The organism is Natrialba sp. PRR66, assembly GCF_034808065.1.
GTDB lineage: Archaea > Halobacteriota > Halobacteria > Halobacteriales > Natrialbaceae > Natrialba > Natrialba aegyptia.
On sequence record NZ_JAXHGN010000004.1, the window covers coordinates 150,792 to 169,904 of the forward strand.

At 58.0% G+C, this 19,113-nt stretch carries 17 protein-coding genes; 9 read left to right on the forward strand and 8 right to left on the reverse strand.

Annotated elements, in window-relative coordinates; translation table 11 throughout:
- Positions 1 to 35 precede the first annotated feature (35 nt).
- Positions 36 to 1,202, forward strand: a complete 1,167-nt coding sequence (locus tag SM755_RS14845; protein WP_323173687.1) for a thiolase family protein — start codon at positions 36 to 38, stop codon at positions 1,200 to 1,202.
- Between the two features lie 208 nt (positions 1,203 to 1,410).
- Here the strand turns inward: SM755_RS14845 and SM755_RS14850 are convergent, their stop codons facing one another.
- Both SM755_RS14850 and SM755_RS14855 read right to left on the reverse strand, forming a co-directional pair.
- Entirely contained in the window at positions 1,411 to 2,637 is a 1,227-nt protein-coding gene (locus tag SM755_RS14850) for an acyl-CoA dehydrogenase family protein (RefSeq protein WP_323173346.1), read from the reverse strand.
- Between the two features lie 322 nt (positions 2,638 to 2,959).
- Complete coding sequence (locus SM755_RS14855) at positions 2,960 to 4,138, reverse strand: CaiB/BaiF CoA-transferase family protein (RefSeq protein WP_323173347.1); 1,179 nt, start codon at positions 4,136 to 4,138, stop codon at positions 2,960 to 2,962.
- Positions 4,139 to 4,413: 275 nt separating this feature from the next.
- Here SM755_RS14855 and SM755_RS14860 point away from each other — a divergent pair, with 275 nt between their 5' ends.
- A complete protein-coding gene (locus tag SM755_RS14860) occupies positions 4,414 to 5,433 on the forward strand; it encodes a TIGR03617 family F420-dependent LLM class oxidoreductase (RefSeq protein WP_323173348.1) in 1,020 nt (339 codons plus the stop codon).
- 9 nt (positions 5,434 to 5,442) lie between these two features.
- Here the strand turns inward: SM755_RS14860 and SM755_RS14865 are convergent, their stop codons facing one another.
- Together SM755_RS14865 and SM755_RS14870 are read right to left on the reverse strand one after the other, a co-directional pair.
- Complete coding sequence (locus tag SM755_RS14865) at positions 5,443 to 6,255, reverse strand: enoyl-CoA hydratase-related protein (protein WP_323173349.1); 813 nt, start codon at positions 6,253 to 6,255, stop codon at positions 5,443 to 5,445.
- 59 nt (positions 6,256 to 6,314) lie between these two features.
- Positions 6,315 to 7,109 carry an enoyl-CoA hydratase/isomerase family protein gene (locus SM755_RS14870; protein WP_323173350.1) on the reverse strand — a complete coding sequence of 265 codons (795 nt, stop codon included), beginning with the start codon at positions 7,107 to 7,109 and terminating at the stop codon, positions 6,315 to 6,317.
- 133 nt (positions 7,110 to 7,242) lie between these two features.
- Here SM755_RS14870 and SM755_RS14875 point away from each other — a divergent pair, with 133 nt between their 5' ends.
- Positions 7,243 to 8,439: a 3-hydroxyacyl-CoA dehydrogenase NAD-binding domain-containing protein gene (locus SM755_RS14875; protein WP_323173351.1), complete on the forward strand. Its 1,197-nt coding sequence runs from the start codon at positions 7,243 to 7,245 to the stop codon at positions 8,437 to 8,439.
- Positions 8,440 to 8,559: 120 nt separating this feature from the next.
- Here the strand turns inward: SM755_RS14875 and SM755_RS14880 are convergent, their stop codons facing one another.
- The 4 genes from SM755_RS14880 to SM755_RS14895 all read right to left on the reverse strand — a co-directional run bounded on the left by SM755_RS14880 (position 8,560) and on the right by SM755_RS14895 (position 11,662).
- Positions 8,560 to 9,300, reverse strand: coding sequence for an acyl-CoA dehydrogenase (locus tag SM755_RS14880; protein WP_323173352.1), 741 nt, complete (start codon positions 9,298 to 9,300; stop codon positions 8,560 to 8,562).
- Positions 9,301 to 9,365: 65 nt separating this feature from the next.
- The gene (locus SM755_RS14885; RefSeq protein WP_323173353.1) at positions 9,366 to 9,698 is read right to left on the reverse strand and encodes an acyl-CoA dehydrogenase family protein; all 333 of its coding nucleotides are present in this window, start codon (positions 9,696 to 9,698) and stop codon (positions 9,366 to 9,368) included.
- A 110-nt stretch (positions 9,699 to 9,808) separates the two neighbouring features.
- Complete coding sequence (locus tag SM755_RS14890; protein ID WP_323173354.1) at positions 9,809 to 10,408, reverse strand: MaoC family dehydratase; 600 nt, start codon at positions 10,406 to 10,408, stop codon at positions 9,809 to 9,811.
- 48 nt (positions 10,409 to 10,456) lie between these two features.
- Positions 10,457 to 11,662 carry an acyl-CoA dehydrogenase family protein gene (locus SM755_RS14895; RefSeq protein ID WP_323173355.1) on the reverse strand — a complete coding sequence of 402 codons (1,206 nt, stop codon included), beginning with the start codon at positions 11,660 to 11,662 and terminating at the stop codon, positions 10,457 to 10,459.
- Positions 11,663 to 11,933: 271 nt separating this feature from the next.
- On the opposite strand from SM755_RS14895, the gene SM755_RS14900 reads away from it, so the two are divergent.
- From SM755_RS14900 to SM755_RS14925, 6 genes are all read left to right on the forward strand, one after another.
- Positions 11,934 to 12,701, forward strand: a complete 768-nt coding sequence (locus SM755_RS14900; RefSeq protein ID WP_323173356.1) for an IclR family transcriptional regulator — start codon at positions 11,934 to 11,936, stop codon at positions 12,699 to 12,701.
- A gap of 698 nt (positions 12,702 to 13,399) precedes the next feature.
- Complete coding sequence (locus tag SM755_RS14905) at positions 13,400 to 14,755, forward strand: MmgE/PrpD family protein (protein WP_323173357.1); 1,356 nt, start codon at positions 13,400 to 13,402, stop codon at positions 14,753 to 14,755.
- 871 nt (positions 14,756 to 15,626) lie between these two features.
- Positions 15,627 to 16,802 (forward strand): thiolase domain-containing protein, encoded by a 1,176-nt coding sequence (locus SM755_RS14910; protein WP_323173358.1) that lies wholly within the window; start codon positions 15,627 to 15,629, stop codon positions 16,800 to 16,802.
- Positions 16,799 to 17,209, forward strand: coding sequence for a Zn-ribbon domain-containing OB-fold protein (locus SM755_RS14915; protein WP_323173359.1), 411 nt, complete (start codon positions 16,799 to 16,801; stop codon positions 17,207 to 17,209). The genes SM755_RS14910 and SM755_RS14915 overlap by 4 nt, the downstream gene beginning before the upstream one ends.
- A gap of 400 nt (positions 17,210 to 17,609) precedes the next feature.
- Entirely contained in the window at positions 17,610 to 18,080 is a 471-nt protein-coding gene (locus tag SM755_RS14920; protein ID WP_323173360.1) for a MaoC family dehydratase, read from the forward strand.
- Positions 18,081 to 18,082: 2 nt separating this feature from the next.
- Entirely contained in the window at positions 18,083 to 18,970 is an 888-nt protein-coding gene (locus SM755_RS14925; RefSeq protein WP_323173361.1) for a CoA ester lyase, read from the forward strand.
- Positions 18,971 to 19,113: the final 143 nt, after the last annotated feature.

Below are 19,113 nucleotides of genomic sequence, written 5' to 3' on the forward strand. Positions count from 1 at the left end.
CCCTAATACGGTATGTCTTGTCATCCCAATTGATGATGACTGAGGCTGTAATTGTCGACGCCGTCAGGACACCGTTCGGAAAACATAACGGCTCGTTTCGCGATACTCACCCCCAAGATCTCGCCGCCGCTCCACTCATGGCACTCGAGGAGCGCAACGGCTTCGAGCCCGAGATTATCGAGGATGTCATCTACGGCTGTGTCAAGCCTGTCTTCGAACAAGGCTCGAACATCGGTCGGATCGCCCCCATGGTCGCTGGCTGGGGTGACTCCGTGCCAGGAGTACAACTGGATCGGATGTGTGGCTCTGGACAGCAGTCGGTGAACTTGGCCGCGGCGAACGTCCGTGCTGACTTCCACGATGTCGTCGTCGCCGGCGGGGTCGAACACATGACCCGTGTCCCGATGTCCAGCAATCGGAGCGGGAAGACGGCCGAACCCGATATGACGGAGACGTACTTCGAGCATTACGACGAACTCGTCCACCAGGGCGAAAGCGCCGAGCGAGTCGCCGCCGAATGGGGCTTCTCCCGGCGCGAACTCGACGAAATAGCCGTCGATTCTCACCGATGCTGGAAGCAGGCCCACGACGAAGGCCGCTTTGATAGTCAACTCGTGTCCGTCGAGACCGAACTCGACGGCGAGCCGGTTACCGTCGAACAGGACGAACATCCCCGACCCGGTACGGACCTCGAGACGCTCACCGACCTGCCGTTGGTGTTCCGCGGCGAAGGGGAGGGAGTCATTCACGCAGGCAACTCTTCGGGCATCGTCGACGGGGCCAGTGCTCTGTTGATCGCGAGCGAAAAGGCTGCCGAGGAACACGGCTGGGATCCAATGGCCCGAATCGTCCAGACCGAGGTTGTCGGTGTCGACCCCGTCATGATGCTCACCGGCCCCATCCCGGCGACCGAACGGGTCCTCAAGAAGGCGGACATGGAACCGTCCGATATCGACCTGTTCGAGGTCAACGAGGCGTTCGCGTCGGTCGTCACCGCCTGGCTCGAGGAGACGGGAATCTCCTTGGAGCAGACGAACGTCAACGGCGGTGCAATCGCCCACGGCCACCCGCTTGGAGCAACCGGCAGCGCGCTACTGACGAAACTCGCGCACGAACTCGAGCGCACCGGCCAGGACACCGCGCTGTCGACGATGTGTATCGGCTTCGGCCAGGCTGTCGCGACCATCATCGAGCGCTTGTAATCTCGTCCGTCGATCGCTGCGATAGACTGGGCGGTATCCAAGTCGAACGTGATGCAGTCCGAAACAACTTCCTAACCGCTATCGCGGGGTTGTACAGCGGATTTGTGTACTATAACCACTAACCCACAAAAAGAAACGAAATCGACGGAACGGTGGTCAGGCGCTCAGGAGCAAGATGTCGTGCGAGAGACGTCGAATCGGACCGACGTTACATTTCAATGCCGTACTGTTTCGCGATCGTGTTAAGCTGGATTTCGTCGGTGCCTTCGACGATACGCTGGGTCCGTGCGTAGTGCAAACGGTCCATGAATGGGTTCTCTTCGGAGAGTCCGTTTGCACCGTGAATCTGGACGACATCGTCGGCGATTTCCCAGAACGTATTCGTCGCGAACCACTTCAGGATCGACGATTCGGCGATGGCATCATCGCCTTGGTCAAGTTGCCATGCACATCGGAGTCCAACGGTATCCGCGGCGAAGGCGTTCGCCCGACCGCGTGCGATCTTGTGGGAAACCGACTGGAATTGACCGATGGAGTTGCCGAACGCTTCACGCTCGTTCGCGTAGTCGGTTGCTTTATCGAGGAGCCACTCGGCGTTTCCAACCGCTCGTGCGCCGATTTCGACGCGGCCGAGTCCGAGGAACGACATCGCATCGTAGAACGCAGTATCGACCTCGCCGAGGACGCGATCCGCCGAGACTTGGACGTCGTTGAGATGGACTTCTGCCTGTATCCCCTCGCGACCGACGGCATTGTTGTAGGAGCCGATCTCATACTCGTCTTCTTCGACGATGAAGCAGGTGATGCCACCGTAGCGGCCGACTTCTTCCTGTGGCGTCGTCCGTGCGAATACCTGAATGAAGTCCGCGTACGGGGCATTCGTAATCCACTGTTTGGTGCCGTTGATGACCCACTCGTCGCCGTCTTTCTCGGCTCGAGTGGCCATATTTGGTGAGTCCGAACCGACGCCTGGCTCTGTTTGGCCGAAGGCAGTCGTCTTCTCCGCACGCATCGACGGTTTGAGATACTTCTCCCGTTGCTCACCTTCAGCCTGGGCGAGCAGCGGCTTCGGTCCGGAGGGGCCGGCGAGCGCGTGTTCGGCGAGAGGAACACCCGTCGCCGCGAGCCGTTTGTTCGCTCGATACCACGTCACAGTCGAGACATCGTCTCCGCCAGCGTCCTCAGGCAAGTTCATCGCGTAGAAGCCGGCTTCGGCGCTTTTCTTCCTGATTTCATCAATTGCGTCGAGGACGTCGTCGACGATACGTCCATCCACGTCGTGTCCCAGACGTGGATTCGTGAGTTCCTCGTCGACATCGTTGACGATCGGTTTGATCTCCTGTTCAACGAAGTCATCAAGGCTCTGAAGAATAAGGTACGTTTCTTCGTCGGTATCGAAGGATACCCCGCCGCCGTCACCCGGCTGCTGAGTCATGTGTGCATACCTCATTTCCCTCGCACATAAATCCTCTTTCGGTCGACTGCCTCACAGAACGCATCCGATAGTTGCGGCTCGAGCGCTACGAGCGTCATCCACTTTCCGTCTCTGGTCTCCGCGACTTCCCCACCCAAATCGGCGAGAGTTGGGCCGCGTACGACCGAGCAACAGATGCATCAGGTCAAGGACGCGGATTCCATCTTGATTTGCAGTAGCTACTATAGTATCCGCTTATTGAAGCCACGTATTCGGGACCGGGACCAGAACCGGGCTTCAAGCCGGCAGAACTCCCGCTCCCCGGGTTCGATCGACCTTGCCCTTACACGACGTCCTTCGCGTGTAGTTCGTCGATCTGCTCGCTGCTGTAACCGATCGTCTCGAGAATATCGTCGGTGTGCTCGCCGAGATCCGGCATTCGATCGGCGGTTGTCTCGAGGTCGGCGAATGAGATCGGGTTATCGACGTACGGGACGGGCCCGTCATCGGTCTTGAGTTCCTTCACGAGGTCGAGGTGTTCTGTCTGCGGGTGAGCAAGCACGTCATCGAGCTGGTTGACGTCGCCCCAGGGAATACTGCTTTCGGAGAGGTGTTTGGCCCACTGGTCGCGCGGTTCGCTCTCGATGAGCGATTCGATGGTGGACTCGAGCGCATCTCGGTTGTCGATCCTGTCCTCGTTCGTCTCGAAGCGGTCGTCCGTGAGGAGGGCAGGCCGATCGATGATCTCGACGCAGAACTCCTTCCAGTGAGCCTCGCTCAAAATAGCGAAGTTAACATACTGGTTGTCGGCCGTTTTGTATGGTCCGTACGGCGTGATCAGGTGATGACGCATTCCGATCCGCTCGGGAAGTTCGTCGTTGTGCCAGTACTTGTGCGGGAAGTAGCCCATCCAAGAGAGCATCCCGCCGAACATCGTGACGTCGATTTCGTCGCCGTTGCCGGTCCGTTCGCGATGGAAGAGCGACAGTAGCGTGGCGATCGTCCCGTAAGTCGCAGCGTTGATGTCGCAGATACTGAGCGGGATTTTCGCCGGCTCGTCGGGCGACCCATTCATAAGGATCGCTCCGGATTCACCTTGCATGACGAGGTCGTACGCCTTCCGATCGCTGTACGGGCCGGTTCGTCCGTATCCAGAAATATTCAGATAGATCACGTTTTCGTTGATCTCCGAGACGGAGTCGTAATCGACTCCGAGCCGCTCGACGACGCCTGGGGCGTAGTTTTGGACAACAACGTCCGCCTCGGCGGCGAGTTCGGAGAAAATCTCTGATCCCTCGTCGGACTTGAGATCAAGCTCGATGCTCAGCTTGTTTCGGTCGACCCAGACGTGTGCCGACGAGTCTCCGTAGACGGCCGAGTCCCAGTATCGGTTGACGTCGCCGACGCCGGGTCGTTCGACCTTGATTACTTCGGCACCGAAATCGCCGAGCATCCGGGTACACAGTGGGGCGCTCACGCCGCTCTCGAGACTGAGAACGGTGATATCATCCAGCGCAAGCATCAGTGACCACGTTCCAGCAGTCGGTTCTCACGAGACGGTCCATCATTTGTGCGGTCTCGCACGGTCCGGTCTGTCGTCGATGGTCCTACACGAGCGGTGGGGATAGGGGCACCCGATGGAACGGACCGGAGGGACCGTTTGCTACGGTCGAACATAGTGGTACGTTCTCACCGACATATATATTCTTATCGGATGGGGGTATCCTGGGCTCGGTCCGCAGTTGATCGGTTCGATAGTGAAAAGCGTTAACACTCCACGACACAATGACAGCGAAGATGGCAGAGATTCAGATCGATACGAATGTCGCTGGCCTTTCGTCCGAGGTAGTCGAGTTAGCTACAAAAGCAGAGGAGTTCGGGTTCGACGGTGTCTTCACGTCGGAACTCGACGAGGATCCGTTTCTCCCGCTTTCGCTGATCGCAGACCGGACGGAGTCTGTGACAATCGGGACGCGCATCGCGACGGCGTTTACTCGCTCGCCGATGATATTCGCGTATATGGCGTGGAGTCTGCAACGATTCTCTGGCGGACGAATGGTACTCGGATTGGGAACGCAGGTCAAAGGCCACAACGAGCGTCGATTTTCGGTCGACTTCGAGTGGGAACATCCGGGATCGAGACTTCGCGAGGAAGTGCTGTCGCTCCGGCACATCTTCGACGTGTTTCAGGGGAACGAACCGGACCTCGATTTCAACGGAGAGTTCTATCAGTTCTCCCTGATGACCGATGAGTTCAATCCCGGCCCGCTCGAGGTCGGGCCGCCGGATATCTGGGTCGCGGGCGTCAACGAGTACAACATCAAAATGGCCGGGGACGTGGCCGACGGGCTCTGTATGCACGCGTTCAACACGCCGAAGTACACCGACGAGGTCATCGCCCCGCTAGTCGAAAAGGGGGCTAAAATCGGCGACCGAGATCCCGACGAAGTGACGCTCTCCGCGAGCCCGTTCCTCATCACTGGCGCCACCGAGGACGAGCGCGAGAAGCGCCGACAGGAAGTGAAGCGACGAATCGCGTTCTACGGGTCGACCCGAACCTATCACGATGTCCTCGAGACGCACGGGTGGACAGACGTGGGCATGGAACTCCACGAACTGTCGAAGGAAGACAAGTGGGACGAGATGACCGAACTCGTGACCGACGAGATGGTCCACGCGTTCGCCATCGATGCGCCGCCGAACGCGCTCGCCGACGAAATCCTCGAGAAGTACGGCGGAACCGCGGATCGAATACAACTCAACTTCGACGGTGGAGACTACTGGAAAGACATCCTCGAAGACCTTCGGAGCGCCTAAGCTGACGATCTACTGTCCCGTGAACTCCGGCTCTCGCTTGTCCTTGAATGCGGAGACGCCCTCGAGATAGTCGTCGGTCTTCACGGTGGCCGCCATCTGTTCGGTCTCGGTGGCCAGTTGATCGGGTAACTGCCGGGCGTACGTTTCGTCGAACAGTCGCGCGATGCGACCGAGCGCCTTCGTCGGTCCCTGCGCGATCCGGTCAGCGATTTCGGCGAGCCGATCGTCGAAAGCGTTAGCGTCCGGTACTTCCGTCACAAGTCCGAGTTCGTCCGCCTCGGTCGGCGAAATCTGCTCGTTGAGGAGGGCGATACGTTTTGCTTCCTGCAAACCGACGATCCGCGGTAAATAAAACGTCGAGGACCCGTCACCGGTCAGCCCCACACCGGGATAGCCGTACTGGAGGTAGGCGTCTTCATGCATGACCGAAATATCTCCGAGCAGTGCAAGACTAAATCCGGCGCCGACGGCGGGCCCGTTGATACCCGTCACGAGCGGCGTCTCGTTCCGCTTGAGTTGGGTAATGACGTCGTGTAGGGCAGATGCACCGCGTCGAATGTCCGCTGCTGCAACCTCCTGATCCTCGTCGAAGGACGTGATGTTCCCGCCAGCGGAAAAAACGCCATTAGACCCCTGAAGAACGAGACATCGTACGTCGTCGTCTTCATCACACCCAGTCGCAACGTGCATGAGTTCGGTTACCAGCGTATCGTTGAGCGAGTTCATCGAACTGTCGCTCTCGATCGCTACCCAGGCGATTCCATCGTCGTGTCGAACGTCGAGGTTGGTGTACTCGTCCATCGTGTCCTGTCTATCTCCCATCGATGATGTATCAGTTGTGTTCGGTGCAAATCCGCTGTGTTGCTGGTCAACCGGTTCCGTTATCGGCCTGTGAACGTCGGTTCGTAGTCGTCTTCTGCGAACGCCCGGACGCCCTCCTTGTGGTCTTCAGTTTCCAACAGCGACTCGAACTGTTGTCGATCGTAGGCAACCCCTTCTTCAACGCCGGTCTGTGCGGCGATAGCAGCCGACCGTTTGATCGCTTGAATCGCAAGCGGCGGCTTCGACGCAATCGTTTCGGCGAACTCGGCGACGGCATCGTCGAACTCCGCCCCGTAGACCTCACGGACGAGATTCAGTTCGCATGCACGGTCGGCGCTGATGTGGTCGCCCGTCATCGCGATTTCCTTCGCAGCAGCAGGGGAGGCGAGTTCGCTGAGCAACTGCACGCCACCTGCACCGGGGATGAGCCCGAGATTGACTTCCGCAAGGCCAAGTCGCGCCTCCTCGTGGGCGATCCGAAAGTCACAGCACATCGCCGTCTCAAGGCCACCGCCGAGACAGTATCCACTGACCTTGGCAATGACCGGAACTGGAAAGTTCCGGATGAACTCGTAGTGAGATCGGTCTGACTTGTCGCCGGGGGAGGAATCACTGAACTCGTTGATGTCTGCACCGGCGCAGAAGTTTCCGCCGGCACCTTCGATCACTACTGCGCGAAGTGCGATCCCGTCGACGTCGTCGTTTTCTGCCTCGAGTTCTTCTAATCCGGCGATGATGTCGGATCGAAGCTGATCGCTGAGCGCGTTCAGTGAGTCGGGGCGGTTTAACGTGAGAGAGCCGACTCCGGTTTCAGCATCGAACTCCACACTGGCCGTTTCGAATTCGGTTGGCATGCATTACCATCACTATCGACGACCATCATATAACTACTCCTTCGACGGACGGACCGAACACAGGGACGGCGCATGTCCGTACGGCCTTGCTTTGAACGGTACACTTTTGATCGTCGTTTGAGATGGCACGAGTATGGTCGTAGAGATTAGCGATATCGAGACCGTCGCAGTAATTGGTAGCGGACAGATGGGGCGCGGAATCGCCGCCGTCGCCGCGTTAGCTGGCTATGAGACATACGTCAACGATATCGATGAGTCACAGCTCGAGGAGGCGAACGAGCGGATCGAATGGTCGTACGAAAAGTCCGTCGAGAACGGGGCTGCAACCGAGTCAGAGGTCGACGACGCGCTCGAGCGTCTCTCCTTTACCACCGACCTCGAGGAAGCGGTCGGGGACGCGGAGTTTGTCACCGAGGCGGCGGTCGAGCAGCAGTCGGTCAAGAAGGATATCTTCGAGGATCTCGACGAGGCGGCCCCGGAGGACGCCCTCCTCGCGACGAACACATCCGGACTCAATATTACGCAGCTCGCGGAGACGACGGATCGCCCCGAGCAGGTCGTCGGTACGCACTGGTTCAACCCACCGATGCTGATGGAACTGGTCGAGGTGATTATGACCGAACACACTCCAGACGGCGTAGCCGACACTGCCGAGGCGCTCATCGAATCGTTCGACAAAACGCCGATTCGATGCAAAATAGATATTCCCTCGTTTATTGTCAACCGTTTAATGCGCCCCTACGGTGAGGGCCCGGCATGGCTGGTCCACCGAGGCGAACACTCGATCGAGGAGATTGACTCCGCGATGAAGTACATGGAACGCTTCCCGATGGGACCGTTCGAACTTGCCGACTTCACGGGCGGTATCCAGATCCGCGTCGAAGGAGAGGAGGACCACCTCGAGGACGGTCGTCCGATGTCCTACGACACGACGGTCTGTCCGATCCTCCATCAGCTCTACGACAAAGGGCGGTACGGCCGAAAAGCCGACGCGGGCTACTACGACTACGACGAGCGCGACGAACCGCAGATCGCCGTCGATGCGGGCCAGGGCTTCGACACGCTGCTCGTCTGGGCGCCGATCGTCAACGAGGCAGCCAAGATGGTCGAAAACGACGTCGCCAGCGTCGAAGATATCGATACCGGCGCACGCCTCGGCGGTAACTGGCCGATGGGTCCGCTCGAGAAGGCAGACGAGGTCGGCGCTGACGTCATCCTCGAGAAGCTGACCGAAGTCGCGAGCCGCCACGAAGACACGAACAAGCTCGCCGAGACGCTCCCGTGCGACCTACTCGTCGAGAAGGCGACGAACGGAGAGACGTTCTACTGATCGGGCGCCACCGCCACGAAGCGGCCTCTAGTCGTTTTCCGAGTCTCTTTCACTGTCGGATCCCTGTGCTCCCGACGAAAAAGCTGCGGTGATCGACGGTCGGGGACTCTCGAGTCGCCGTTAGTTTAGCAGCGACGGTACACCACCGCGTTTGAGCCATCGTGCGACCGTATTCTTTTGAATCTCGTCAGTCCCGCCGGCGAACCGCCACCCGCGCTGGAGTCGGTATAGGTACTCGAGCGGGTGGCCCTGCTGGTAGCCGTTCGCCCCGAATATCTGAAGCGCTTCGCTGATGATGCTTTCTGCGGTCTGCCCCGAAAAGAGATTCGCGGCACCGGTCTGTAACGGATCAGGCACTCGTCCCTGCGCGACGGCGTCCTCGGCTGCGCGGTACGTGAGCGCGCGAGATGCCTCGAGATACGTCACCATCTCGGAGAGCTTCCACTCGAGGCCCTGGAACTCGGCGATCGGCTGTCCGAACTGCTCGCGGTCCTGTGCGTACTCAAGCGCCTGCTCGAGGGCGGCGAGTGCCCACGTGTTCGAAATCGACGCAACGGCAAGTCGCTCCCAGTTGAGGGCTTTCAGCTGCTCTTTGAAAGCGTCTTCGCCGCGTGTGAGGACGTTTTCGGACGGAATCACGATGTCCTCCATGTAGTAATGGGTTTGTTCGTGGCCGGCCATATTCGTGTAGTGATTGCTCACCTCGACACCGGGGTCGTCGAAGTCGACAATGACGGTGCCGAGCCCTTCGGGGAACTTTACCCACGTAACACCTGCGGATGCATCTTCGAAACGCGAGACCCACGTCTTCTCGCCGTTGAGAACGAGGCCCTCGTCGCGTTCCTCGACCGTGGTATTCATCGAATGGACGTCGGAGCCGGCCTCCGGTTCCGAGATGCAGATCGCAATGAAGTCTTCGCCCTCCGTCAGTGGGGCAAATACTTCTTCTTCGCTTCAGGCGTCCCGAACATATCGATCGCCCGGGGCGCAACCATATGCAGCGAGTTCAGGAACGATGCCGTGTCCGGACATACCCGGCCAATCGCTTCGTTGAGGAGCATCGCTTCGAACTCGGACATCCCCGCGCCGCCGTACTCTTCATCGAAGTTGATTCCGAGGAACCCGTGGTCCGCCAGTGTTTCGAGGTTTTCCCAGGGTGTCTCTCCCTGCCATTCGTATGCCGTGTCGGCGAACTCGTTTTCCGCGAGATCAGCCGCCGTCTCGAGTAGCATTTGCTGCTCGTCGGTAAGCGAAGCCATGCTCGTAGCTGACCGTCACAGAATTTAGGTTTTTCTGTCGCCAAGCGGCCGTCCGATGACGTCCGTCTGCCAACGAAGGAGAATCGGTCGCTCGACCACGGACCGCGAGGTTATTCGCCTGAACCGGTACCTTCGCCAGTCGTCTCGTCCGGTTGCGTGCCAATTCCCTCGGGCCACCCTGGCGGCTGGGCGGCGTTTGGCTGCGCGTACTCCCGTTTGAGTACCATCGGGGTCCGATCGAGTGAGAGGACGAGTTCGTCGTTCTGGTTGTACGCCCGCAGTTCCGTCGTTACGATACCGACGTGGTCGCGGGACGAACTCTCGCGCTTGTCAGTTACTTCGCTCTCGGCAAACAACGTATCGCCGTGGAAGACCGGGGCATGATGGCGCACATTATCGTACCCGAGGTTGGCCGTCGCGTTCATTGAGACATCGATGACGCTCATCCCGACGGCTGTCGCGATGACGACAAGGCCGTTGACGAGTCGTTCGCCGAACTCCGTCTCGGCTGCGTAGGCCTCGTTGAAGTGCATCGGATTCAGGTTCATCGTCAAATTCGTCAGCCAGACGTCGTCCGTCTCGGTAATGGTCCGACCGAATGGGTGTTTGTAGACGTCACCGACTGTGAAATCCTCGTAGTAGCGGCCGTGCCAGCCGGTAGTAAGCTGTCCGTCCGTTTCCGATTCTGTCGCATCATCGTTTGCGGTCATGTGGGTGAATCTCGTTTGGTGTGATCGTCGCGCTTGGTGCTATTCGAGTCAGTACGAACGGGGCAGTCCCAGAACGTTCTCGCCGAGGTAGTTGAGGACGAGCTGCTGAGTGATCGGAACGATCCGCGTCAGCCGGGCCTCCCTAAAGTACCGTTCGACGTCGTATTCGCGAGCGACGCCGAATCCGCCGTGGGTTTGAACTGCGGCGTCTGCCGCGGCGAACGCCGCCTCTGCCGCCCGATACTTCGCGGCGTTTGCCATCGCACCGGTTTCCTTCTGGCTGGCGCTCTCGATCGTCTCAGCGGCGCCGTACAGGAGTTGCTTCGCCGCCAGAGACTCGGTGTACGCCTCCGCGAGCGGGTGTTGAATGCTCTGGTTCGCCCCGATCGGGCCACCGAAGACTTCCCGCTCGTTTGCGTATTCGATGCCACGCTCGAGCGCGACCTCTGCAAGCCCGACACACTCTGCTGCGATAGCCAGGCGCTCCTCGTTGAGTCCGTCCAGAACCTGATAGAACCCGCGCCCTTCTTCGCCGATGAGCCGGCTCGCCGGCAGTCGGAGGTCCGAAAACCACAGCTCGTAGGAGTGGACGAAGCCGCTAGCCGTCTTGGGTATCTGCTGGATCTCGAGGGCCCCCTGATCGTACGCATCCTCGATATCGACGAGGAACATCGAGATGCCCTGTGTCCGTTTATCGACTTCCTTCCGTGGCGTCGTTCGAGCCATCAGAACGAGATAATCCGTTGCGTCGACCCGCGAGATCCAGATTTTCTGTCCGTTGATAACGTACTCGTCGCCGTCTCGCTCGGCACTGGTTTCGATCGATGTCGAATCAGAGCCCGCGTTCGGCTCCGTGAGGCCGAACGACTGAATGGCGACCTCCCCCTCGGCTACCTTGGGCAGCAGTTCCGACTTGAGCTCTTCATCGGCGTACTTGACGAGAGGAGTGCTGTTGTAAATGCCGCCGTGAACCGCCTGGGCAGCACTGAATCCGCCGCCGTTCGCAGCGATCTCCTCCATCATAACGGCGACTTCCGACGTTGCCATTCCGGCACCACCGTACTCTTCCGGGATCAGAATCCCCAGCCAGCCGTGGTCGCTAAGCGTGTCGACGAAGTCGTGAGGGTAGTCCTCGTTTTTGTCTCGCTCTCGCCAATATTCCGCATCGAATTCTTCGCATATGTCCCGGATGTTATCCCGGACGAGCGTCTGTTCATCGGATAGCGGTACGCTATCCCTCCACGAGTGAACCATATCGAATCTCAAGTGAGCGGGCATATAAATCATGTGGAAGCGTCAAGGATGGAACTACGCCGCAGCAGCGTTCGAACGAGGTTCGGTCTCTCAGGAGAACTGGAAGAGCCTATTCGAGTATTCGGAACAGATGGGACGGGCAGCCAAACGCAAATATCCGGGATACAGCGGCTTAATCCGAAGCAGACAGTTTAAATAGCCGCGTTGAGCGCGGCGATAATTCGTTCGATTATTCAGAACACTTAATGAGGTGGACAAGAATTGTGTTTCCATGGCCGAGAACAACGACAGTGGACGGGTGAAAACGACCGAAACTGCATTTCAGATGATCGAGTTACTCATGGAAGAAAACGGAATGGGACTATCCGAACTCGCTCGAGAACTCGACCTTGCCAAGAGCACCGTGCATCGGCACCTATCGACCCTGACAGACCTCGAATACGTCACGAGGGAGGATGACGTATATCGAACGGGACTACGATTTCTCGAGATCGGCGAACAGACGCGAACGCGGTCCGACGCATACCAACTTGCGGAGGAAAAAGTCGCAGATCTCGCCGCCGAGACCGAAGAACGCTCCCAGTTCATTGTTGAAGAGTATGGTGAAGGAGTCTACATCTTCAGGGAAACTGGAGAGCGGGCCGTCCACACCGATTCGGAAATCGGAAAGCGGATTCCGATTCACGCAACTGCAGCGGGAAAAGCCATTCTCGCCAGCCTGTCGGACGAACGGATCAACGAAATCATCGACCAACGAGGGTTACCAGCACTGACCGAACAGACGATGACTGACGAGGAAACGCTTTGGGCGGAGCTAGCAGAGATTCGTGACCGGGGGTACAGCATCAACGACCAGGAGAACACGAGCGGGCTGCGAGCGATCGGCGTCCCTGTGCAGTACGAGAACGGCGAGCCACTCGGCGCATTGAGCGTCTCCGGCCCGACACATCGCTTTCAGGGGACGCTGTTCGACGAGACGCTCCCAAACCTTCTCCTTGGCACCGCGAACGAACTCGAGCTCAACATCAAGTACTCGTAGGATAGTACTGGTGGTCGTCCAGCGGGAGGCGGCGTATTCGCACATCGCTGTGTTCTCCGAAAGGGTATACCGACTCTATCCGCCTGCCGCCGTTTTCATCTGCATACTACCGTCGATTCTTATACCTATTTTCTGATCAGCCACTCGGAAGACGATTTACAACAGTACAGGTATAAATGTCGGTAGGTTTTCTCCTATCGGGCTCGTCAATCAGTTCGAATTATTCGAACGGCGTGCGTTTATCGTTTTCATCCAAGAGTTCAGAGTGGATAGGTCGCTCCCAAGACGGAGCGGTAGAGGGGGCGAGGTGCTAGTTACGCTGGAAACCGAATAACTGTGAGGACAAATAGAATCAAGAGAAGATAGTCAGCATTACCGTAGACTTCCACAGAGCGGGCGTGTAGTCCGAAAAACGACGGTTATTCCGGTAATTCGAACGATGGAGATCCACAACGGAAAGGAGATAAAACGTAGAGAGGAGTACGAAAACCGATAGTGATACCAGGACAACCGACATCCTATGTGGGTGTACGAAGGCCCTTATGGGAAGTGCCGGACGAATTGGTGAACGTGTGAAGACCGAGTACCGTCGAAAGCGCCATCATCAGTGGAACACACTCATCGTCCAAGCGAGTCGTACAGGCGACTTCTTCACAGAGAAGAGAAGCTATATGTGGTTGTCTTACACGTATGAAGACATGGCGACGGAATTCGGCAGCGAGCAGTGTTCGGACATTGCAACGTTCGTTACTTCCCTTTCGTTCGAGGACGTTCCCGACGATGCCGTCCGTCTCGTCGAACGAGCGTTTCTCGATACGGTCGGTGTTACGCTTGCTGGGGTGGCTACTGACACCGCAGAACGGGTTATCGCAGCACTCGATATCGACAGCGGTGAGACGACAGTATTCGGAAGCGAGCGGAGACTTCCCCTTCACGACGCGGTATTCGTGAACGCGACGGCCGGCCACTGTCTGGATTTCGACGATGTCGCGCTAGCGGCGATGGACGGCCATCCGAGCGTCCCCATGGTCGCGCCGCTGTTAGCCGTCGGAGAACGACACGGCGTCACCGGCAGGGATCTTATTACCGCGTACACAGCCGGATTTGAGACGCAGCGGTACGTTTCGCGTCCGATCAGTCCCACCCACTACGAAGATGGATGGCACGCAACGTCGACAGTCGGAACCTTCGGCACCGCCACGGCCGTTGCACGATTGCTCGAATGCTCCAACGAGGAGGTTGCTCACGCGTTGAACATTGCCGCATCGATGCCTGCAGGACTTAAACGCAACTTCGGTTCGATGACGAAGTCGGTTCACGTCGGCCAGGCTGCACGATCGGGGATGACCGCAGCCCTGCTCGCCGCAGAGGGAATTACCGCTGACGCCGCCGCCATGACTGGTGAGCGAGGGTTCCTCGATCTCTACAGCAGTACCGAACCGGACGCCGAACAACTACCCGATCTCGGCTCTGATTGGGCGCTGTTAGAAGACGGGATCGACGTCAAGAAATACCCATGCTGTTACTACACGCACGCAGCGATCTACTGCGCAGCCGAACTCGCGGCGGAGCAGGGCATCGACCCGGCAGAGATCGAAGTGGTACGCGTAACGGCGTCTCAAGGTGCAGCGGATGCACTCCACCATGCGGATCCCTCAACGGGACTCGAAGCCAAGTTCTCAATGGAATATGTCGTCGCCCGCGCACTCGTTCACGGCCACATTGGATTAGCGGCGTTCGACGATGCACGGATCGGCGATCACGACGTACAACGGGTTCGAGAACGCATCTCTTTCGACACTGACCCGACCGTCGACTACGATTCGAACGCCGCGCAGATCACCCTTTCCACATCGTCAGGTGTGGAGTACGAACGCACTCAAGAGCATCCCCCAGGGACGCACACCGATCCGCTTACTATCGAGGAACTCCAGGAAAAGTATCGCATGTGTGGAAATCGAGCACCGGACTTCGAAGCGACCGAAGCGACCCTCGGGATACTCACCGAACTGCGTACCGTCGAGGATGCGACTGAATTGTTGGCACACTTCTAATCGGCCTCCGCTATCGCCCTGTTGGGTTCGAGTTCGGAGATTATAATGACCTGCACCCATCTCTGCTGAGCGTGCGAGCTCAGCAACCACGGTTACGGTGCAGACGAGTGTGATGACGACGACACTGTGTTTGCTGAAGCGATCGCGTTGAAACACCGTTAGCAATTCAGGCAATTAAACGCCCGGCTGCTATCGGCACCCAGACGGGCCTTGAGGGAGGTTTCGGCTCCGACAACGGCTCTCCCCTTTCCTATCGACTGACGACCGCGAGAGGGGAGGTGTACGGCGCTTTCCGGAAATGGCGGGCACGAATCCGTCGTTCAGGTAGATAAGAAGCCGAGCTCTGTTCCGTGTTACGGAACCTTTCTCGCGGTCGAGAACTACTGTCCGCATCCTCAGTTAATACGGTTTGGTACGCGTGTCAATGCCGATCTCACCGTTGGATACCGCCATTACTTTACAGCCATACGCTTGTCAAACAGATCGCAAGCAGGAAAGAGACACTCGATACATATGGCCGTGGTGTTTCATACCATAGAACACATGTAGTGCCGTCGGATACCCAGTAACGGAGTAAGGAGCGGCTTTTGAACGGAAATAGCGGTAAAATCGAGAGGGAATACCGTTCCGCGATCCGGGATGCAAGGAGGAGCGCGAGCAGACCCTATTCGAGCAGGTTCAAGTGCATGACCTCGATCGTTCGCACGAACCAACGATTGAGATACCACCGGTGTGCGCTTGACGCTGCCGATTTCCCGGATACGCTTTCGATATCGGTTCTTGAGAGTCTCTGATATACTCCAGAGCGGCACGCCAACGGGAAGTAAGCCAAAGCAAAGGTTTAGGAGAACCGACCTACTCAATAGACGTGATGACAGAACGCGAACCAGCGTACATAGCTGGAGCATTCGAACATCCGACACGAGAAGCGCCAGATAAATCGACAATGCAGTTACACGCGGAAGTTGCCAAAGGAGCGCTCGCTGACGCAGGTCTGGCAAAAGACGATGTCAACGGGCTCTTCACCGCTGGCGTCCCCGAGTATCAATTCGGACTCTCTCCGCTCGTTATCGCGGATTATCTTGGAGTTGACGCGTCGTACGTCGATACGACCGACTACGGCGGCTCGTCGTACATCGCACACGTCGGCCATGCGGTCAGCGCGATTCGTAATGGAAAGTGTGACGTTGCGCTCGTCACGCTCGCCGGCCGGCCGCGTTCGCGCGGCCAGGCGACGGGGTCTGGGGCACGAGAAATACGGACCGTACAGGACAGCTTCGAGCGTATCTATGGCGCGACAAACATCACAATGTACGGTATGGCCGCACAGCGCCATATGCACGAGTACGGCACGACAGCGGAACAGTTCGCAGAAATACGCGTCGCTGCGTCCCAACACGCCCAGTATAACGACGATGCGATGTTTCAGGATCCGGTGACAGTCGAAGACGTCGTCGAGTCTCGTGTCGTCGCCGATCCGCTCCATCTGCTCGATTGTTGTGTCATCTCCGATGGCGGCGGTGCGCTGGTACTCGTCTCGGAGGACATCCGTGACGATCTCGACGGCGAGGTTGTCGAAGTACTCGGTCACGGTGAAGCGCCCTCACACCACGACGCTGGACGTATCGACATCACACGTACTGGGGCCGAATACTCGGGTAAACAAGCCTTTGCGGAATCCGGTCTCGGCCCCGCAGATATCGACTACGCATCGATCTACGACTCCTTCACAATCACCGTCCTTGAAGCGATCGAGGATCTCGGGTTCTGCGAGAAGGGCGACGGCGGGGAATTTGTCGAAGGCGGCGCGCTGCAGGCACCGAACGGTGACCTTCCGTTCAACACCGATGGAGGCGGCCTGTGTTCGAATCACCCCGCGAACCGCGGTGGGATGACCAAAGTCATCGAAGCTGTTCGCCAACTCCGCGGTGAGGCGAATCCCGAAGTACAAGTCGACGCTGATGTCGCGCTCGCCCACGGAACGGGCGGCAGTATCGCAACTCGCCACGGTGCGGCAACTGTCGTTCTCGGGAGGGAAGACCGATGACCTGGGAACCACGTCCTGTGCCCGAAGTGAACCCGGAAACCAGCCGCTACTGGCAGGCCGCCACGAACGGTGTGCTTCTAGTTCAGGAATGTGCCGATTGTGGGCTCGTGTACCACTATCCGCGATCGCTCTGTCCCGACTGTTTCAGCAAAAACGTCGAATGGCGTGAGACATCGGGTCGCGGCGAAGTGTACTCGTATTCGACTGCTCGGACGATGAGCGGCTGGCCGGAAGACGACCTACCACTCGTCGTCGCCTACGTGGAACTCGACGAGGGGCCCCGGATCATGACGAATATCGATGCTGACTCCGAGGATATTGACATCGGAACGCGCGTCGAGGTCCGGTTCGTCGATACCGAAGACGAGTCCGTCTCGATCCCCGTCTTCGTTCCGATGGAATCCTAGCTGGAAACTGACCGAGACGAGCCCTGAACGGGAACCGGAGACCGACAAAAGAGACGAGAGATGGAAACCGCGGTCCCAACAGTAGACGATCACAATAGCCTCCATACCCTGCGGAAGGATTTGTATATCGGAGAAGTAGAGACGAAGTAGTATTATGCCAGATGCCAGTCTCTCGGTGTTACGAGAGTTCAAAACGTGGCTAAATCCGTTCACGGGTGGTGAGCTACCAGAGCTAGAAGAGCGGATACGCGCTCTTGAACTCGTCTCCGTCGCCGGCCAGGTTGAATGGGATGGATCTGTCTTCGATTGTGTTCAATCGGCGTACGTGGAGTGAGAGCCGTATTCCCCGCCTGTATCGGTCCCAAATGCTTTTGTCTGTTGAACCAGTCCTCTCTGTGCGATGGCGACACAAACACGCGGGAAGTACTACGAAGAACTAGAAGTGGGTGACGTGTACGAACACCGGCCCGGTCGAACCGTTACAGAATTCGACAATACGCTGTGGTCGTTACTGTCCGTTAATCTGCAGCCCTTGCACCTCGACGCCCATTACTCGGCGGGAACCGAATTCGAGGAGCGTCTCGTCAATAGCATGTTCACGCTCTCGACGGTCGTCGGCTTGCAAGTTCACGATCTTACGCTCGGAACGACCGTCGCAAACCTCGGATTCGAAGAGATCGCGTTCCCACATCCCGTCTTCATCGGCGATACGCTCTACGCCGAGACCGAGGTACTCGAGAAGCGAACGAGCGATTCCCGAGACGACAGCGGCATTGTCACCTTCGAGCATCGAGGACACACACAAGACGGAGAACTGGTCTGTGAGTGCACGCGGATCGCACTCATGCTCTTCCAACCGGAGGACGAGTGACGATGCGTCCAATTCGGTCGATTCTGTACATCCCTGGAAATAACGAGGACTGGGTACTCGAAGCACCCGAAAAATACGATGCCGACGCGTTTATCTTCGACCTCGAGGATTCCGTTCCTCCCAGCGAGAAGGCAGATGCACGCCAGATCGTTGCCGATGCGTACGAACAGTGGACCACTGACAAGATCATTACCGTCCGTCTCAACGCTCCCGATACCGGGCTGTTCGAAGCGGATCTCGACGCGGTCATCCACGACCGACTGGACGCCGTCATCGTCCCAAAACTCCCGCGAACGGAGTATATAACGCGTACCGATCACGTCCTCTCATATCTCGAGTCACGACGCGGAATCGACAGTCCGACCGAGATCATCGCACTCCCAGAGACGCCACGAGGGTTCTACAACGCCCACGAACTCTGTCAGGCGAGCGACCGGGTCGCCGCCATCGTTGGCGGAACTAGCCGCGGTGCCGATGTCGAACGGGCACTCGGCTGGGAGTGGACCGAAGCGGGAACCGAGAAGCTCCACATGCTGTCGAAGGTTGTTCTCGACGGCAAAGCGGCGGGCGTCGAGCAATTTTTCGGCGGTGCGTGGACGAACGTTGGGGATATCGAGGGACTCAAACGGGAAGCTGAGCGGCTTCGATCGTTTGGGTACACCGGCTACCAGATCATCCATCCCAGCCACATCGATCCGGTTAACGAGATTTTTACCCCCGACGAGGACGACGTGAGATTCTGGCAGCGAGTGATGAAAGAGATGGAGACGGCGGGGCTTGAGGAGTCACGTGGTGCAGTCCGTTTCGAGGGAGAGATGATCGATATCGCACACATCAAACGCGGAAAAGATATTCTGGACCGCGCCAGTGCCTTCGATATGATCGACTGAAACTGCAGTGAACGCTGGCACTGATTTGACTCGCGTTCACAGTCACCAATCCACCTCGCGATTTTCGACATCTGTACGGACCTCTTTCTGTACGTTATCAACTGTGTTCGCATCGAATCGGTGCGGACATCGAATGAAAGCCG

Excerpts from the sequence above, each read along its gene's own strand:
- SM755_RS14845 (WP_323173687.1), top strand. The coding sequence starts at position 36 with ATGACTGAGGCTGTAATTGTCGACGCCGTCAGGACACCGTTCGGAAAA.
- SM755_RS14850 (WP_323173346.1), bottom strand. The coding sequence starts at position 2,637 with ATGACTCAGCAGCCGGGTGACGGCGGCGGGGTATCCTTCGATACCGAC.
- SM755_RS14855 (WP_323173347.1), bottom strand. The coding sequence starts at position 4,138 with ATGCTTGCGCTGGATGATATCACCGTTCTCAGTCTCGAGAGCGGCGTG.
- SM755_RS14860 (WP_323173348.1), top strand. The coding sequence starts at position 4,414 with ATGGCAGAGATTCAGATCGATACGAATGTCGCTGGCCTTTCGTCCGAG.
- SM755_RS14865 (WP_323173349.1), bottom strand. The coding sequence starts at position 6,255 with ATGGGAGATAGACAGGACACGATGGACGAGTACACCAACCTCGACGTT.
- SM755_RS14870 (WP_323173350.1), bottom strand. The coding sequence starts at position 7,109 with ATGCCAACCGAATTCGAAACGGCCAGTGTGGAGTTCGATGCTGAAACC.
- SM755_RS14875 (WP_323173351.1), top strand. The coding sequence starts at position 7,243 with ATGGTCGTAGAGATTAGCGATATCGAGACCGTCGCAGTAATTGGTAGC.
- SM755_RS14880 (WP_323173352.1), bottom strand. The coding sequence starts at position 9,300 with ATGAATACCACGGTCGAGGAACGCGACGAGGGCCTCGTTCTCAACGGC.
- SM755_RS14885 (WP_323173353.1), bottom strand. The coding sequence starts at position 9,698 with ATGGCTTCGCTTACCGACGAGCAGCAAATGCTACTCGAGACGGCGGCT.
- SM755_RS14890 (WP_323173354.1), bottom strand. The coding sequence starts at position 10,408 with ATGACCGCAAACGATGATGCGACAGAATCGGAAACGGACGGACAGCTT.
- SM755_RS14895 (WP_323173355.1), bottom strand. The coding sequence starts at position 11,662 with ATGGTTCACTCGTGGAGGGATAGCGTACCGCTATCCGATGAACAGACG.
- SM755_RS14900 (WP_323173356.1), top strand. The coding sequence starts at position 11,934 with ATGGCCGAGAACAACGACAGTGGACGGGTGAAAACGACCGAAACTGCA.
- SM755_RS14905 (WP_323173357.1), top strand. The coding sequence starts at position 13,400 with ATGGCGACGGAATTCGGCAGCGAGCAGTGTTCGGACATTGCAACGTTC.
- SM755_RS14910 (WP_323173358.1), top strand. The coding sequence starts at position 15,627 with ATGACAGAACGCGAACCAGCGTACATAGCTGGAGCATTCGAACATCCG.
- SM755_RS14915 (WP_323173359.1), top strand. The coding sequence starts at position 16,799 with ATGACCTGGGAACCACGTCCTGTGCCCGAAGTGAACCCGGAAACCAGC.
- SM755_RS14920 (WP_323173360.1), top strand. The coding sequence starts at position 17,610 with ATGGCGACACAAACACGCGGGAAGTACTACGAAGAACTAGAAGTGGGT.
- SM755_RS14925 (WP_323173361.1), top strand. The coding sequence starts at position 18,083 with ATGCGTCCAATTCGGTCGATTCTGTACATCCCTGGAAATAACGAGGAC.